The 14,021-nt window shown below is 60.7% G+C and carries 11 protein-coding genes; 7 read left to right on the top strand and 4 right to left on the bottom strand.

The window, feature by feature from the left end; translation table 11 throughout:
• Positions 1 to 641: 641 nt before the first annotated feature.
• Positions 642 to 2,024, bottom strand: coding sequence for an FAD-binding oxidoreductase (locus AC0L2K_RS02945; protein ID WP_473530572.1), 1,383 nt, complete (start codon positions 2,022 to 2,024; stop codon positions 642 to 644).
• A 342-nt stretch (positions 2,025 to 2,366) separates the two neighbouring features.
• Between AC0L2K_RS02945 and AC0L2K_RS02940 the strand changes: the two genes are divergently transcribed.
• Both AC0L2K_RS02940 and AC0L2K_RS02935 read left to right on the top strand, forming a co-directional pair.
• Entirely contained in the window at positions 2,367 to 6,056 is a 3,690-nt protein-coding gene (locus tag AC0L2K_RS02940) for a PAS-domain containing protein (RefSeq protein WP_473530571.1), read from the top strand.
• Between the two features lie 69 nt (positions 6,057 to 6,125).
• On the top strand, positions 6,126 to 6,836 hold the full coding sequence (locus AC0L2K_RS02935) for a response regulator (RefSeq protein WP_473530570.1): 711 nt from the start codon (positions 6,126 to 6,128) through the stop codon (positions 6,834 to 6,836).
• 112 nt (positions 6,837 to 6,948) lie between these two features.
• Here AC0L2K_RS02935 and AC0L2K_RS02930 read toward each other — a convergent pair whose 3' ends face one another.
• Complete coding sequence (locus tag AC0L2K_RS02930) at positions 6,949 to 7,116, bottom strand: DUF1127 domain-containing protein (protein ID WP_473530760.1); 168 nt, start codon at positions 7,114 to 7,116, stop codon at positions 6,949 to 6,951.
• A 315-nt stretch (positions 7,117 to 7,431) separates the two neighbouring features.
• Between AC0L2K_RS02930 and AC0L2K_RS02925 the strand changes: the two genes are divergently transcribed.
• On the top strand, positions 7,432 to 7,881 hold the full coding sequence (locus AC0L2K_RS02925) for a dihydrofolate reductase family protein (RefSeq protein WP_473530569.1): 450 nt from the start codon (positions 7,432 to 7,434) through the stop codon (positions 7,879 to 7,881).
• 59 nt (positions 7,882 to 7,940) lie between these two features.
• Here AC0L2K_RS02925 and AC0L2K_RS02920 read toward each other — a convergent pair whose 3' ends face one another.
• Positions 7,941 to 9,410: a DUF6600 domain-containing protein gene (locus AC0L2K_RS02920; RefSeq protein WP_473530568.1), complete on the bottom strand. Its 1,470-nt coding sequence runs from the start codon at positions 9,408 to 9,410 to the stop codon at positions 7,941 to 7,943.
• A gap of 412 nt (positions 9,411 to 9,822) precedes the next feature.
• Here AC0L2K_RS02920 and rnk point away from each other — a divergent pair, with 412 nt between their 5' ends.
• The 4 genes from rnk to AC0L2K_RS02900 all read left to right on the top strand — a co-directional run bounded on the left by rnk (position 9,823) and on the right by AC0L2K_RS02900 (position 12,222).
• Positions 9,823 to 10,284, top strand: coding sequence for a nucleoside diphosphate kinase regulator (rnk, locus tag AC0L2K_RS02915; protein WP_473530567.1), 462 nt, complete (start codon positions 9,823 to 9,825; stop codon positions 10,282 to 10,284).
• Between the two features lie 472 nt (positions 10,285 to 10,756).
• Positions 10,757 to 11,236, top strand: coding sequence for a VOC family protein (locus tag AC0L2K_RS02910; protein ID WP_287306405.1), 480 nt, complete (start codon positions 10,757 to 10,759; stop codon positions 11,234 to 11,236).
• Positions 11,237 to 11,286: 50 nt separating this feature from the next.
• Positions 11,287 to 11,730, top strand: a complete 444-nt coding sequence (locus AC0L2K_RS02905; RefSeq protein WP_287191723.1) for an SRPBCC family protein — start codon at positions 11,287 to 11,289, stop codon at positions 11,728 to 11,730.
• Positions 11,731 to 11,775: 45 nt separating this feature from the next.
• Positions 11,776 to 12,222 carry an SRPBCC family protein gene (locus tag AC0L2K_RS02900; protein ID WP_473530566.1) on the top strand — a complete coding sequence of 149 codons (447 nt, stop codon included), beginning with the start codon at positions 11,776 to 11,778 and terminating at the stop codon, positions 12,220 to 12,222.
• Positions 12,223 to 12,400: 178 nt separating this feature from the next.
• Here AC0L2K_RS02900 and AC0L2K_RS02895 read toward each other — a convergent pair whose 3' ends face one another.
• On the bottom strand, positions 12,401 to 14,020 hold the full coding sequence (locus AC0L2K_RS02895; RefSeq protein WP_473530565.1) for an ABC transporter ATP-binding protein: 1,620 nt from the start codon (positions 14,018 to 14,020) through the stop codon (positions 12,401 to 12,403).
• Position 14,021 lies beyond the last annotated feature (1 nt).

The raw sequence follows: 14,021 nt of genomic DNA, 5'->3' as shown, positions 1-14,021 counted from the left end.
GTCTTTTCATGCCCTTTGGGCAAACCGACCAACCACTATCCTCCTGGATGTGCGGCGGCAGGTTGTTCAGCGCACGGTCTCTTGTTGCGTTCGTGCGCTGTTCGGTGGGCTGCTCAATGGCAGCCGAGATCATCACCAATCGGCAGTGTCAGCGCGGCCGTACGAATGGCGGCTGTTGCCGATCAGCCGTCGCGTAGCGGGGTTGACGTCTGCCCCTTGTCGATCATGGCGTTGCAAGAGCCGGCGAGCCGCTTCATGGCCCGGGTGGTTTTTGCCAACAAGGCTCGCGCGGAGCCGGTCGGGGAAATCGTATGAAGCAACTGGCCTATGCATTTTGAACCTCAGGTTTCGGAGCAAAAAACGTCGACCCTCGCCAAGACTAGATGTTCTGTCTTAGGCTCTGGATATTTTCGTTTCATCCATTTATTCTTCCGCGTCTTCGGATCTTATTGTCATACACCGCTTTCGTTTCAGGCGTTTTTCTGCAGCGCGGTGGGAGTGTTTCGTTTGTTTCAGAGGCACGCGCGACGGGGCGGGACGCATTGTGTGGATGGTCGTCCTCGATGGCGCACACCGGCTTGCGCATGCCACAGGCCTGTCCGCCTCGGCGCGACCCAAGGACGGACAGGCTCAGCCTCGGCTTACCGCCGGATGTTGTGGTTGACGCGGAAGAGGTTTGCCGGATCGTATTGGCGCTTGACCGTGACGAGCCGCTCATAGTTGGCGCCGTAGGCGGCGCGTACACGCGCCTCGCCTTCATCATCCATCATGAAGTTGATATAGGCGCCACCGTGCGGGTTGTGCTTGTGCACCGCGGCCCAATACTCGCTTGCCCAGCGCCTCAGTTCCGGCGCCTTCGTCGGGTCGGGGTCGATGCCGGCGATAACCATGGACCAACGCGCTCGCCGCGCTCCCCAGGCGGTAGCGCCCGGAGCCACTTCCTGGGCCGCTCCGTCGATGGGGTAGAGATGCATCAGCGACAGTTCGCTCGGGGTCTTCGAGCCGTGCTCGGCATGGGCTGCGATGGCCGCATCGGACAGCTCGTCGACATAATCGCCCTTCCAGTACCACTGCAAGCCCTTCGGCAGCAGCGGATCAAACAGCGCCTGCAGATCGACGAAGGGCATCTGCATCATACCGTCCATCAGTGGCCCGGGAAGCGCGTCGCGCACGGGCTGCATCGCCCGGATGCCGTCCTCCTCCGCGCCGTTGTAGCAGCTGATCAGCGCGCAGACGCGCCTTCCCCAGATCTCGCGCGGGAAAGGGTCGCAGGCGGGCACCGTCTTGATGCCGAAGAACATCCCGAGCTCTCGCTGCGCTCCGGGCAGGAAGCCGCGGTACCAGCGCATGATCTCTGCGGCATGTGCGATGTCGAAGAAGATCGGCCCGGCATAGACATCCTTCGCCGGATGCGCCTGAAATGTGAAGCGCGTCACGACGCCGAAGTTGCCGCCGCCGCCGCGCAGCGCCCAGAACAGCTCCGGGTGTTCGTTCTCACTTGCCGTCACGACGCTGCCGTCGGCCAGCACGACCTCGGCCGCAAGCAGATTGTCGATGGTGAGGCCGTGTTTGCGCGTTAGATGGCCAGTGCCGCCGCCCAGCGTCAGTCCGGCGATGCCTGTGGACGAGACGAGGCCAGCTGGCACCGCCAGCCCATGAGCGCTGGTGGCGCGGTCGACATCGCCTTGGGTGCAGCCGGCCTCGACGCGGACCGTGCTGGTCCCGAGATCAATATCGACCCGATTCATCGGCGACATGTCGATGACCATTCCGCCGTCGCAACTGCCGAAGCCCGGACCGCTGTGGCCGCCGCCGCGAATGGCAAGAAGCAACTGCTTCTCTCGGGCATGATTGACTGCCGCGACGACATCGGCGACCTCGGCGCAGGGCATGATCCAGCGCGGCCGCTTGTCGATCATGGCGTTGTAGAGCCCGCGAGCCTCTTCATAGGCCGGATGGTTTTGGTCAATAAGGCTCGCGAGGAGCCGGCCGGGGAAATCGTGCGAAGAAACTGGCTTATCCATATTGAACCCTCAGGTTTCAGAGCAAGACGCGTCGACACTCGCCAAGACTAGATTGTTCATCCTGGGCGCTGGACATTTGCGCTTCGCCGGTTGAATCTGCCGCATCTGCGGCTCTTCTTGTCCTACACCGCCTTCGTTTCAGGCGTTTTTCTGTGGTGTCGTGGGAGTGTTTCGTTTGTTTCAGCGCGCGCCCCACGGGGATGACAGGCGACACGTCAGCGCCGGCGATGTCTCCCACGCGCCGAAACAGTTGAAACAAATCACGCGTCGCCCGAACGCGTGCTGAAACAAAAAGGGGCTATTATCCACCCTCGCGGGATCACGCGAACAAAGGGAACGACCATGCGGCCTGATAATCCGGTGCCATCCACACACACAGGCTATGCCCTTTTTGACGCCAACCATGTTCTCGTCGACAGCAATCCGCAGATATTTGGAAGCCGGCGGCTCGACCGCGGCGAGATGCAGCCGACGGACGCCATTGCCGCAGTCGCCGAAGCCCTCTCACGTCTAAAGAGTTTCGACGGCCGCCCTATCGAGCCGGGCAACTCATTTGTTGAAAGCGCCGCGGCGCGATGGACACAAATCGACGACGCTCCAGTTGAAGCCGAGACATTGGATGGCCGGTGGAAGTTGCTCACCGCACATCCTCGGCCGGATGGCGGCATGGCCCTGGTAAGCGTCGACATTACCGAGATGAAGCGAGCGCAGATCGCGCACCAGGAGAACGCCGAGATATTCCGCTGCATCACGGACAGTCACCCGCTGCCGGTTTGGGTGGTGGACGCGGGAAGCGGGCAGATCCTCTACGAAAGCCTCGATGCGTCGAACCTGCTTGGCCGAAAATGGACGCCGAACGAGCCGCAATTCCTGACGGATCATTTCGTGAATTCTGGCGAATTCGATGAAATCAGTTCTCTCGCCAGCAACAGCGAGATCGTCCGGGATCACGAAATCCAGCTCAGAAACACAAGCGGATCGGCCGTCTGGTGTTCGACCAACTGCCGTCGCGGCGTCTATGGCGGGCGCCCCTCGCTCATCATCGGCGTATTGGACATCACGGAACGCAAGCAGCGCGAGGATCTGTTCGGTTTCCTAATCAAGCATCACCCGTTGCCGGTATGGATGAACGATGCAAGTTCGGGGGAACTCATCTACCAGAGCAATGCTGCCGAACGGCTGCTTGGATGGAGCAAAAAGGCGCAACGCGAGACGGTGCGGCTCGGCGACTACTTTGTCGACCCCGAGAAACACCGGGAAATCAATCGCGAGCTCATGCAAAAAGGCGTCGTCGAAAATTGCGAAGTGCTTCTTAAAAGACCCGACGGCCAGGAGTTCTGGGCCACGGGCAATCTCAGGATCGTCGAATTCCAGGGCCGGCGAGTGGTTCTCGCCGGCATCGCCGATGTGACCAAGCAGAAGAAGCGTGATGGCGAAGTCGCCGCGGCGCGGGAGATGCTCGCGGACGCCGTTGAATCACTCTCCGAAGGATTCGCACTGTACGACGAAGACCACCGCCTGGTCATGTGCAACAGCCTTTACCGCGAGCTGAACCACCCGGTGCGGGATCTCGTCGAACCGGGTGTGGAATGGGACGAACTCCTTCGCGAATCCGCCAAGCGCGGCGTGTTCCGCAATGCGGTTGGGCGCGAGGATGAGTGGCTCGACGAGCGGATCCAAAGCCGGATCGAGTTCCATTCCCATTTCGAGGTGCCCCTCTCCGACGGCAGATGGCACTCGGTATCGATACATCCCACCGATCTTGGCGGCTTCGTCGTAACGCGCGCCGACATCAGCGAGCGCAAGAAGGCCGAGGCATTCGAGCGCGACGCCACGACACTGCTGCAAAAGGTGCTCGATGCCTGCCCTTCGCCGATACGCATGACCACGTTCGAGGGAGAAACGCTCTACCGCAATCCTGCCACCAGAGATCTCTACGCCGACCGTCCTCGGATAACCGACCATTATGTCGATCCAGACTATAGCGCAATGTTGGAGCGCACCCTGGTCGAAAAGGGCAGGATCGATGATTTTCGGGTCCAGCAGTACGACACCGAGGACAAGGCCTTCTGGGCTTCGATTTCCGCTCGCCTGATCGATTTCCAGGGAAGGCAGGTGATAGTGTCGAACACGACTGATATCACCGACATGATCACCGCCCAGCAAGAAACGCGCAAGGCCAACGAGCGGCTGATCGACGCGATCGAATCTCTGGCCGAAGGGTTTGCCCTCTACGACAGGAACGATTGCCTGGTGCTGGCCAATAGCAGGTACCGCCAGATGCACGCGATAAGCGCGGATGTGCTCGTTCCCGGGGTGAACTGGTTCGATTTCCTCCGCGTGACGGCAGAGCGCAACCAGTTTCCGGTTCCACGCGACAAGATCGACGACTGGCTTGCCGAGAGGGCAAGGGACCGCCGCGAATTCCGGCAACAGGAATTCCGTCATACGGACGGGCGTTGGTTTTTCGTCTCGAACTGTCCGACCCGCGAAGGCGGGTTCGTGGTCACCCGTGTCGACATTACAGAGCGCAAGCGGGCCGAGGAGGCCGCCAAGGAAGCGGACGAACTGGTCCGTAAAGTCCTCGAAGCCTGCCCCGTCAACATCCAGATGACCCGCGCGCATGACGGGAAGCTGCTTTACCGCAGCCCCGCCACCGTTGAGCTGCTCGGCGACGTCACCAGCGCCGTCGACTATTATGTCGATCCTTCAGAGCGGAGGCGATACGTCGAGCGGCTGCTCGCGACGGGATTGGTCGACGATTTCGAAACCCAGCTCAAGCGCAAGGACGGTGGAACCTGCTGGTGCTCGATTTCGTCTCGACTGATCGATTACCACGGTGAGAAGGTGATCGTTTCCCACGCCTACGATCTCACCGACCGTATCGACATGCAGCAGGAATTGGAGCGGCAGCGCGAGACGCTGCACCAGAACGAAAAAATGTCGGCGCTCGGTGGATTGCTGGCCGGGGTGGCGCATGAGCTCAACAATCCGCTCTCGGTGGTGCTTGGCCTGTCATCGCTGTTGAAGGAGACCGCTGCCGACGCCAAGGTCGTGGAACGTGCTGACAAGATAAGCAAGGCAGCCGAACGCTGCGCCAGGATCGTCAAGACTTTCCTGGCTATGGCCAGACAGCAGCCGACGCGAACCTCAAACGTTGCGATCGATGACATCATTTCCGAAGCGGTCGAAGTGGCGAGCTATTCGATTCGATCGTCGGACATCGGGCTTTCAGTTCATCTTGAACCTGGTCTTCCCCCGATCTGGGCGGATCCCGATCAGCTTGGCCAGGTGCTGATCAACTTGCTTGTCAATGCAGAACAGGCGTTGCACGGCTGGGAAGCACGACGGACAATCACGGTTTCAACGCGGCTTCATCCCACAACCGGCAACATAGTCGTCAGCGTTGCCGACACGGGTCCGGGAATTCCCAAAGAGATACGCCCCCGCATTTTCGAGCCGTTCTTCACGACCAAGGAGATTGGAGCAGGGACTGGGATCGGGCTATCCTTCTGTCATCGGATCGTTCATTCCCATGGCGGAACCATCGAGGTCGAATCCCCCGAGGGGGGTGGCTCGACCTTCATACTTTCGCTGCCTGCTTCGGACCATCTCGACGAAGGAACGGAAACGGCCGAAGACGAGCTCCCGAATTCAACCGGCATTGCCTGCCTAGTGGTGGACGACGAAGAGGAAGTGGGTGAACTGGTTGCTGAGGTGCTCAGGCGAGATGGTTTCAACGTCACCATTGCCAGATCCGGCGAAGAAGCGCTGCTGCACCTCAAGAACCGCAGTTTCGCGGTGATCCTGAGCGATCTGAAAATGCCTGATATGGACGGACGGGGATTGTTCAACCAGATTGCCAAGCTCCATCCGGCTGAACTCGACAGGTTAGCCTTCCTGACGGGGGACACGATCAGTCCGGACGCGCAGATGTTCCTGCGCGCCGCGAAACGGCCCTATCTTGAGAAACCGATCAAACCGAACGAGCTCCGTTCGTTTGTCTCTAATCTGGTCAACAACAATGCTTGACAGACCCGTTGATTTGCACGTCACTTTAGAGGCAACTTATCCATCAGGCTGGTTGCTCGGTGGTCGATCTTGACGACGCACGCACATGTAGTGGTCTGCGATGACGAACCGGATATCCGCTACACGGTAGCGGAATATCTGGAGCACCATGGCTATGCCGTGACGCCGGTCAATGCGGGGCCTGCCCTGCGTGAACTTATTGATAGCCAGCACGTCGACGTGGTCATATTGGATATCCGAATGCCAGGTGAGGATGGCCTCTCCCTAGCGCGATATCTACGAGAGCACTCAGACGTTGCCATTATCATGCTGACCGGATCGGCGGAAATCGTCGACCGCGTTGTCGGATTGGAGATTGGCGCCGACGACTATGTCGCGAAGCCCGTCGACCTGCGGGAGCTGCTGGCGCGGGTCAAGGCGGTGCTGCGCAGGACATCGGCGACCGAACGCGCTGCGGGGAAAGCGAGTACTCCGGGCCCTCACCAGCTCCAGTTCGGCAAGTGCCGCTTCGACCCGGACGCACACAAATTATACAACGCCGAGGGAATCGAAATAGCGATCACCCCGATGGAGTTCCGGCTTCTGAAAGTATTCAGCGAACATCGCGGACGCGTACTCAACCGCGATCAACTGCTCGAACTCGCCCATGACCGCGGGTGGGATCCCTTCGATCGCAGCATCGACATTCGCGTTTCGCGCCTGCGGAAGAAAATCGAGGTCGATCCCTCCAAGCCCGAGGTGATCAGGACGATCCGCGGCATGGGTTACCTCTACTCCTGAGCGCGCTGCCGCCTTGGCCTGACAATGCGGATCGCCCGTCTCATGGGCATTTGCGGCGGAGGCCGCCAGATGGGGCATTGGCGGCGGACGCCGCCAGAAGGCGGCCATGGTTTTAGCCCGCCTTGTCTTCTTGCCCGCGCTGCAAGCCACGGACCACCAAGCCAATCTCGGACCGGCTGATCCCGATGTCCTTCAGGAGGGCATCGTCCATTGCCGCAAGGGTCCGTTCCGCCATGCGGTGAATCCGGTAATTCCGAAATGAGCGGTAAGCTGCTCGCATTCTCGACATCGCAATACTCCAATGATTGGCGCCGCGGGATGCAGCGGTGCCATTGGATTTAGACCATCGCTGTTTCAGGCGTTTTTCCGCGCCGAACTCAAAGTGTTTCGTTTGTTTCAGTGCCGGGATGGACTTGTGAGAAGGAGTTCCATAGTCCGGCCGACGACATTTAAAACCACCTCCTCAATGAGGCGGTGGACCAGCCAGCCGCAGCGGAGTAAGTCAGCGAGTTGGGTCATCTTGCCAAAGCGCGGTGGCGCAGCATGACGTGCAAGCGTTGCGAATGCGATCAGACCGGCTATCGGTGGAGTACGCATGAAGAAGTCTGTCGTTAGAGTAGTCTGTGCCATCGGCCAAGCGGGGCAGCTCGGCCTTAAAGGGGGCCTTCCCTGGGAAGGCAACCGGTTGCCGGAGTTCGTCGCCGACGTTGCACGATTTTTCGACCTGACCAGAGGACATGTCTTGCTCGCCGGTCCCAAGACGATCGCGAGCATTCCGGATTTTGCGCGCGCGGATCGGGACCTTGTCGTCGTTCGCTCCAGCATGGATCCCGAGGACACACTCCAGCGCTTCGTCGGCCGCGTCGTCTTCATCGGCGGGGGTCCACCAGTATGGGACGCCTACGCGCGCTTCGTCAGCCATTGGGATATCACGCGGCTGCCCTATGACGGACCGGCGGACCGCTGGTTCGATGCAAGATGGCTTACGGCGGGTGGCGGGGCTGCCAAAAATCACCGCGACCCCAGCAATCACCGCGACCAATGAAGCTCACGGCGGGCACCGCGGTGGAACGATCGCGGTGCCCGTAGTCTGTCGCCGCACACCTAGCAGTTCGCCCCAGTCTGCGGATCGCACGCCTTGTTTTCTTGCTGCTGTGGTTTGGGCTCGGCCTGTTCCGGCTCGGTCTGCTGTCGCTCGGCGGCGGGCTGCTCCTCGGCCTTCGGCTTCTCAGGCTTGGCCGCCTGTTCGGGCTCGGCCTGCTGCTGCTCGGCGGCGGGCTGCTCCTCGGCCTTCTGCTTCTCAGGCTTGGCCGCCTGTTCGGGCTCCGCCTGCTGCTGCTCGGCGGCGGGCTGGTCCTCGGCCTTTTGCTTCCCAGGCTTGGCCGCCTTTTCCGGCTCCGCCTGCTGCTGCTCGGCGGCGGGCTGCTCCTCGGCCTTTTGCTTCTCAGGCTTGGCCGCCTTTTCCGGCTCCGCCTGCTGCTGCTGCTCGGCGGCGGGCTGCTCCTCGGCCTTTTGCTTCTCAGGCTTGGCTGCCTTTTCCGGCTCGGCCTGCTGCTGCTCGGCGGCCGGTTGCTCCTCGGCCTTCTGCTTATCAGGCTTGCCCGTCTCTTCCGGCTCGGCCTGCTCCTGCTCGGCGGCCGGTTGTTCCTCGGTCGTCGGCTTCTCAGGCTTGGCGGTCTCTTCCGGCTTGACCTCTTCATCCGGCGCCTGTTCGGTCGTTGCTGCGTCTTCCGTCGGCTTCGATTTCCGGCCTGCCTGAACCTGCTTCACCTCCTCGATGTCTTTGAGCTCAGCTGGTTTGGCCTCGGGATCGGCTTTCACTTCACCCTCAAAGACCGTGACGGTATTGTTTTCCACTTTGCCGGCCTGCTCGGGCGTCTCGGTCTCGCTGACCTCGACGACAGTCACCTGCTGGTTTGTCTCCTTCTCGATCACATCAACATCAACGACTTTGTTGATCACCACGTTGTTCTGGATGGTCACGTCGCCGGCCGGCTCGGCCGCCTCGACAATGCGCACAAACTCCGGCTCATCACGGATAACGACGACAGAAATGTCGTCAGCAAGGAATTCGCGGGTGGGGACCACGACCCAGTAAAAATCCGGCGTGGTGTCGATGGTCACCTCGATCGAAATCAAATCGGGATCGCGGCGCGGCGGCAGCGGAGCCCAGATGACGTGCTCCCTTTCGCGCCGCCAACTCACCCATGCTGGCGCCCAACGAGTGCCGGGAACCCAGTACCAGCCGATGTCGTCGGCATAGCCCCAGCGGCCATAATGGTAGGTCGCCCACCCGAACGGCTCGTCGGACACCCAGAGCCAGCCATACTGCTCGGTATAGACCCAATGTCCAATGGTATACGGACGCCAATCGTCAGGTACATCAACCGGGACGAAAACGGTCGCTCCCCGGTACGAAACCCAATCACCATGGGAAGACAGTTCATCGTAAAATGTGCTGATCGAAACGGAAACGTCGGTGGCAGCCCTCGCCTCGGACACAAGCGACAATGGCGCCACCGGGCTGGGAATCTCGACGACCGTGAGCAAGCCGGCGGTTACGCCGCCCAGCATCAGCCGTACAACTTTTTGGGCAAGGACGCGTTTCATCGCAGTTTCCTCCGAAACAGATCGCCCTTCATCGTGGAAACTCACCGGCTGTCGAATTGTTCCGGCTTGGCACCACCGCGCCTTGCTACAGGGTCGTCTTGACTTCCCCGATCTCGGCACCAACTACGGTTATATGAACGCCACAAAAAAGATCCGTCGCGATTTTCTTTTCCGGGTTTGCCCCATCGCGGGATCGTAACCCCCGGCTCGGCTGCCATGTGCCCCGGGCCGCGGGGCAAGCACATAAAATCGACATCGAACGTACGCAGGCCAGCACCGGCTCTGGGGCATCGGTTTTGGGCAAGATCTGCCTCGAATTGGCCAGTTAAACCATGCTTGAGGCAGCCCGCTCAACTGAGAATACGAGTATTCGAAAATGCAAAATAACATCAAGGCGCGGCGCAAGCCGACCATCCGCATCTCGAAATCGGACCATGCGCGTTTATCGGCGCTTGCGAGCACCGTGGCCGCACGAAATCCGCAGGCTTCCGATGACCTGCTCGCCGAACTCGAGCGAGCGCGCATCGTTTCCGATGGTTTGATCTCCGCGGGCGCCGTCCAGATGGGTTCGACGGTGACGTTCAAGCCCGATACCGGTGATGCGAAAACGGTGACGCTGGTTTTTCCTGGCGATGCGGACATCTCCGAAGGCAAGGTTTCAATCCTTACGCCGATCGGCACGGCCCTGATCGGCCTCTCGGCCGGACAGTCGATCATGTGGACCGCGCGAGATGGACGCCGGCATGAATTGTCGGTGCTTGCCGTGAACCGGCCTGCTCGGGAAGGCGATGCAGCCGATCAGCGTGCACCAGCACCTTCGACGACGGCGGGCGACTAAAGCGCGTCGCGTTTGACCGGCCTCATGCGGCGCGCTTTAGGTTGTTGTTTGTTTCCGCGAAAACTGCGGCATCAACCAGGACCTCAAGCGCCTTCTCCATGAACGCCTCGTGATGTGGACAACCGGTGCTGAAGCAAACGGCCCGGCCCTACGCCGACCCGCTCTTACCAGCCGGCGGTTGGATGGATCGACTCGGGTTACGTGGGCCTTGCCGCGTGGCAAAAAAATAACAGGTTGGCTGTCGGGAGGCGCACCACTTGTTCGTCCTGTGGACACGAAGCAACGAAACCAGGTGAAAGACCCGTGAGCGAGTTTAGATCATCGAACACATATGCGGTCGATGTAATCCAGGCCGACCTTATGATTGCGTTCATCGGTCCCGTTCAGGCCGGCGAGCCGCCCAAGGGCTGGTTCGACTGAGGTCTGACAGTCGCGGCACGAACAAATACCACCCAAGAACCGAGGAGATTAAATGACGAAACTCGTGACCTGCCTGTGGTTCGACCACGGCGAAGCGCGCAAGGCGGCAGAGTTCTATGCCGCCACCTTTCCCGACAGCCATGTGGATCGGCTGAATGCGGCCGCGTCGGACTATCCCGGCGGCAAGGAAGGCAATGAACTGACGGTCGAGTTCACAGTGCTCGGCCAGTCTTTTCTAGGCCTGAACGGCGGCCCGAATTTCAAGGCGAACGAATCCGTCAGCCTGATGGTGCTGACCGAAGATCAGGAAGAGACCGACCGCTACTGGAAGGCGATCACAGGAAACGGCGGCAGCGAGAGCGCCTGCGGATGGTGCAAGGACCGGTGGGGCTTCTCCTGGCAGATCACGCCGAAGCGGCTGATGGAACTGACGACCAGTCCCGACCGCGCCAAGGCCAAGCGCGCGATGGAGGCGATGATGACGATGAAGAAAATCGATATCGCGGCGCTGGAAGCCGCAGCAGCAGGCTAACCCGATCCAAAGCAACGACGCCCTGGTGAACTCAACGAATGGAGATGATCATGCCCAACACCGTTAAACTGCACCGGGTTCTCGCCACCAAGCCCGAAAAGGTCTACCGCGCATTTCTGGAACCTGACGCGGTCGCGAGTTGGCTCCCGCCCTTCGGTTTTACCTGTACTGTGCATGAGCTTGAGGCGAAGGAAGGCGGCAAGCACAGAATGTCGTTTCGAAACTTCACGACCGGGCAAAGCCATTCCTTCGGCGGCACCTATCTGAAACTCGTCCCCGGCGAAACGCTCGTCTACAGCGACGTGTTCGATGATCCGAACCTTCCGGGCGAGATGAAAGTGACCGTCACGCTGACGGCCGTTTCAGTCGGAACGGAGATGACGGTGGTTCAGGAGAACGTGCCCGATCTGATCCCGGTCGAGGCATGTTATCTCGGTTGGCAAGAGTCGCTGCGCAAGCTTGCTCACCTCGTCGAGCCCGAAATCACGCAATAAACCGTCTGCGTGATCTCATCCGGCTGCGACAACAAGGAAACCAAAATGACCAACCAGCAGATCACCATTGCCACCACGATCGCCGCGCCGATCGAACGCGTCTGGGAGGCCTACACGACGCCCGGCGATATCACGCAGTGGAACTTCGCTTCCGACGACTGGTGCTGCCCAAGCGCGGAAGCCGACCTAAAGGTGGGCGGCGGCTACAAGGCGCACATGGAAGCCAAGGACGGCAGCTTCGGCTTCGATTTCGAGGCGGTGTACGAAGAGGTCGAGCCGTACAAGGCGATCGCATTCGCCATGAGCGACGGGCGCAAGGCGCGTACGACCTTCGAAGCTGCAGGCAACGGTACGAAGGTGACGACCATATTCGATGCCGAGACGCAGAACTCCATCGACATGCAGCGTGACGGCTGGCAGGCGATCCTGGACAACTTCGGGCGTTACGTTGAATCCAGCGCAGGGCATGAGCAAGTTCAACGAGGTCGCTGAACTCCGCCGGAAGCAGTTTTTTCAAGCCCTGTCGGCGGAGACGATCGTCGAGATGATAGCGCTCTAAGCGCCCGAGGCGATGATCGAGATCGAAGCCATAGCAGCCGTGGCTGCAGACGACGGTCTATTCGCCTCGGGACCTTTCAATCACTATCCGCTGCAGTCCTGACCGGCCGCGCTATGCGCTCAAGCGAAACCGTGTGACGTCGATGGCCGCGGCCATCAGTGTCTGCGTGTAGGATGCCTGCGGATTGCTGAAGATCGCCTCGGTCGGCCCTTCCTCGACGATCTTGCCCTGCTTCATGACGATGATGTAGTCGGCCATGGCACGCACGACGGCGAGATCGTGGCTGATGAACAGGTAGGACAGTTCATGGTCGGCCTGCAGCTTGCGCAGCAATTCGACGATCTGCTTCTGGACGGAGCGATCGAGCGCCGACGTCGGCTCGTCGAGGACGACCACCTTGGGCTTGAGGATCATCGCCCGCGCGATGGCGATGCGTTGGCGCTGGCCGCCGGAGAATTCGTGCGGGTAGCGATTGCGCGCATTCGGGTCGAGCCCGACCTCACGCAAGGCCTCGACGGCGCGGACGTCGCGTTGCCTGCCCGACAGGGTCGGCTCATGCACCAGAAGCCCTTCGGTGATGACCTGGCCGACGGTCATGCGCGGCGACAGCGAACCGAACGGGTCCTGAAAGACCAGCTGCAATTCGCGCCGCAGCGGCCGCATGGCCTGGCGGTCGGCGGCAGAAATATCGCGATCGCCAAAGCGGATGAGCCCATCGCTTGGCAGGAGCCGCAGCAGGGCTCGGCCGAGCGTCGATTTTCCTGAACCGGATTCGCCTACGATGCCGATGGTCTGGTTGCGTTTCAGCCGTATCGAAATGTGGTCGACCGCGCGCAGGATCAGCGGCTCTCCGGCGAGAAACCCGCCGCCGATCTTGAAGGTCACTTCGACATTCCTGCCTTCGAGCAGGACAGGCGCATTTGGCGGTGGCGGCGCCTTGGTTCCGGTCGGCTCGGCGGCCAACAGCATCTTGGTATAGGCATGCTGCGGATTGACGAAGATCGCTTCCGCCTCGCCCTCCTCGACGACTTCGCCGTAGCGCATGACATAGACGCGGTCGGCAAAGCGCCGGACAATGCCGAGATCGTGGGTGATGAAGACGATCGCCATGCCAAGCTTGCGCTGCAGCTCGGCAAGCAGCATGAGAATCTGCGCCTGGATGGTCACGTCGAGCGCGGTCGTCGGTTCGTCTGCAATCAGTATGTCGGGGTCGTTGGCCAGCGCCATGGCGATCATGACCCGCTGTCGCTGGCCACCCGACAATTCGTGCGGATAGGATTTCATCCGCCGCTCGGGATCGGGAATATGGACCAGCCGCAAGAGCTTGAGCGCCTCTTCGCGTGCTTGCGCCGCGCCAAGGCCACGATGCCGGCGGATCGGTTCGATCAGCTGGTTGCCGATCGAATAGAGCGGATCGAGCGAGGTCATCGGCTCCTGGAAGATCATGCTGATCTTGCGGCCACGGACTTGGTTGAGCTCGGACTTGCTCAGGGTCAAAAGATTGCGGCCGCGATAGTCGACGACGCCGGTCGCCTCGCCGTTCGAGGACAGCAGGCTCATCGCCGCCATCATCGTCTGGCTTTTGCCGGAACCGGATTCGCCGACCACGGCAACGGTTTCGCCTGCATTGACGTGGATGTTGATGCCCTTGACCGCCTGGATCACGCCGTCAAGCGTGCGGAAGCGGACGCGAAGGTCCTTGACGCTGAGGATCGTTTCGGAGGTGTCCATC

The organism is Mesorhizobium sp. WSM4817, assembly GCF_055811135.1.
Note: the sequence above shows the minus strand (reverse complement) of the source record. Positions and strands in the feature narration are given on the sequence as shown.

Coding starts and splice junctions, on each gene's coding strand:
- AC0L2K_RS02940 (WP_473530571.1), top strand. CDS start 2,367: ATGCGGCCTGATAATCCGGTGCCATCCACACACACAGGCTATGCCCTT.
- AC0L2K_RS02930 (WP_473530760.1), bottom strand. CDS start 7,116: ATGCGAGCAGCTTACCGCTCATTTCGGAATTACCGGATTCACCGCATG.
- AC0L2K_RS02910 (WP_287306405.1), top strand. CDS start 10,757: ATGACGAAACTCGTGACCTGCCTGTGGTTCGACCACGGCGAAGCGCGC.
- AC0L2K_RS02900 (WP_473530566.1), top strand. CDS start 11,776: ATGACCAACCAGCAGATCACCATTGCCACCACGATCGCCGCGCCGATC.
- AC0L2K_RS02905 (WP_287191723.1), top strand. CDS start 11,287: ATGCCCAACACCGTTAAACTGCACCGGGTTCTCGCCACCAAGCCCGAA.
- rnk (WP_473530567.1), top strand. CDS start 9,823: ATGCAAAATAACATCAAGGCGCGGCGCAAGCCGACCATCCGCATCTCG.
- AC0L2K_RS02925 (WP_473530569.1), top strand. CDS start 7,432: ATGAAGAAGTCTGTCGTTAGAGTAGTCTGTGCCATCGGCCAAGCGGGG.
- AC0L2K_RS02895 (WP_473530565.1), bottom strand. CDS start 14,020: ATGGACACCTCCGAAACGATCCTCAGCGTCAAGGACCTTCGCGTCCGC.
- AC0L2K_RS02945 (WP_473530572.1), bottom strand. CDS start 2,024: ATGGATAAGCCAGTTTCTTCGCACGATTTCCCCGGCCGGCTCCTCGCG.
- AC0L2K_RS02920 (WP_473530568.1), bottom strand. CDS start 9,410: ATGCTGGGCGGCGTAACCGCCGGCTTGCTCACGGTCGTCGAGATTCCC.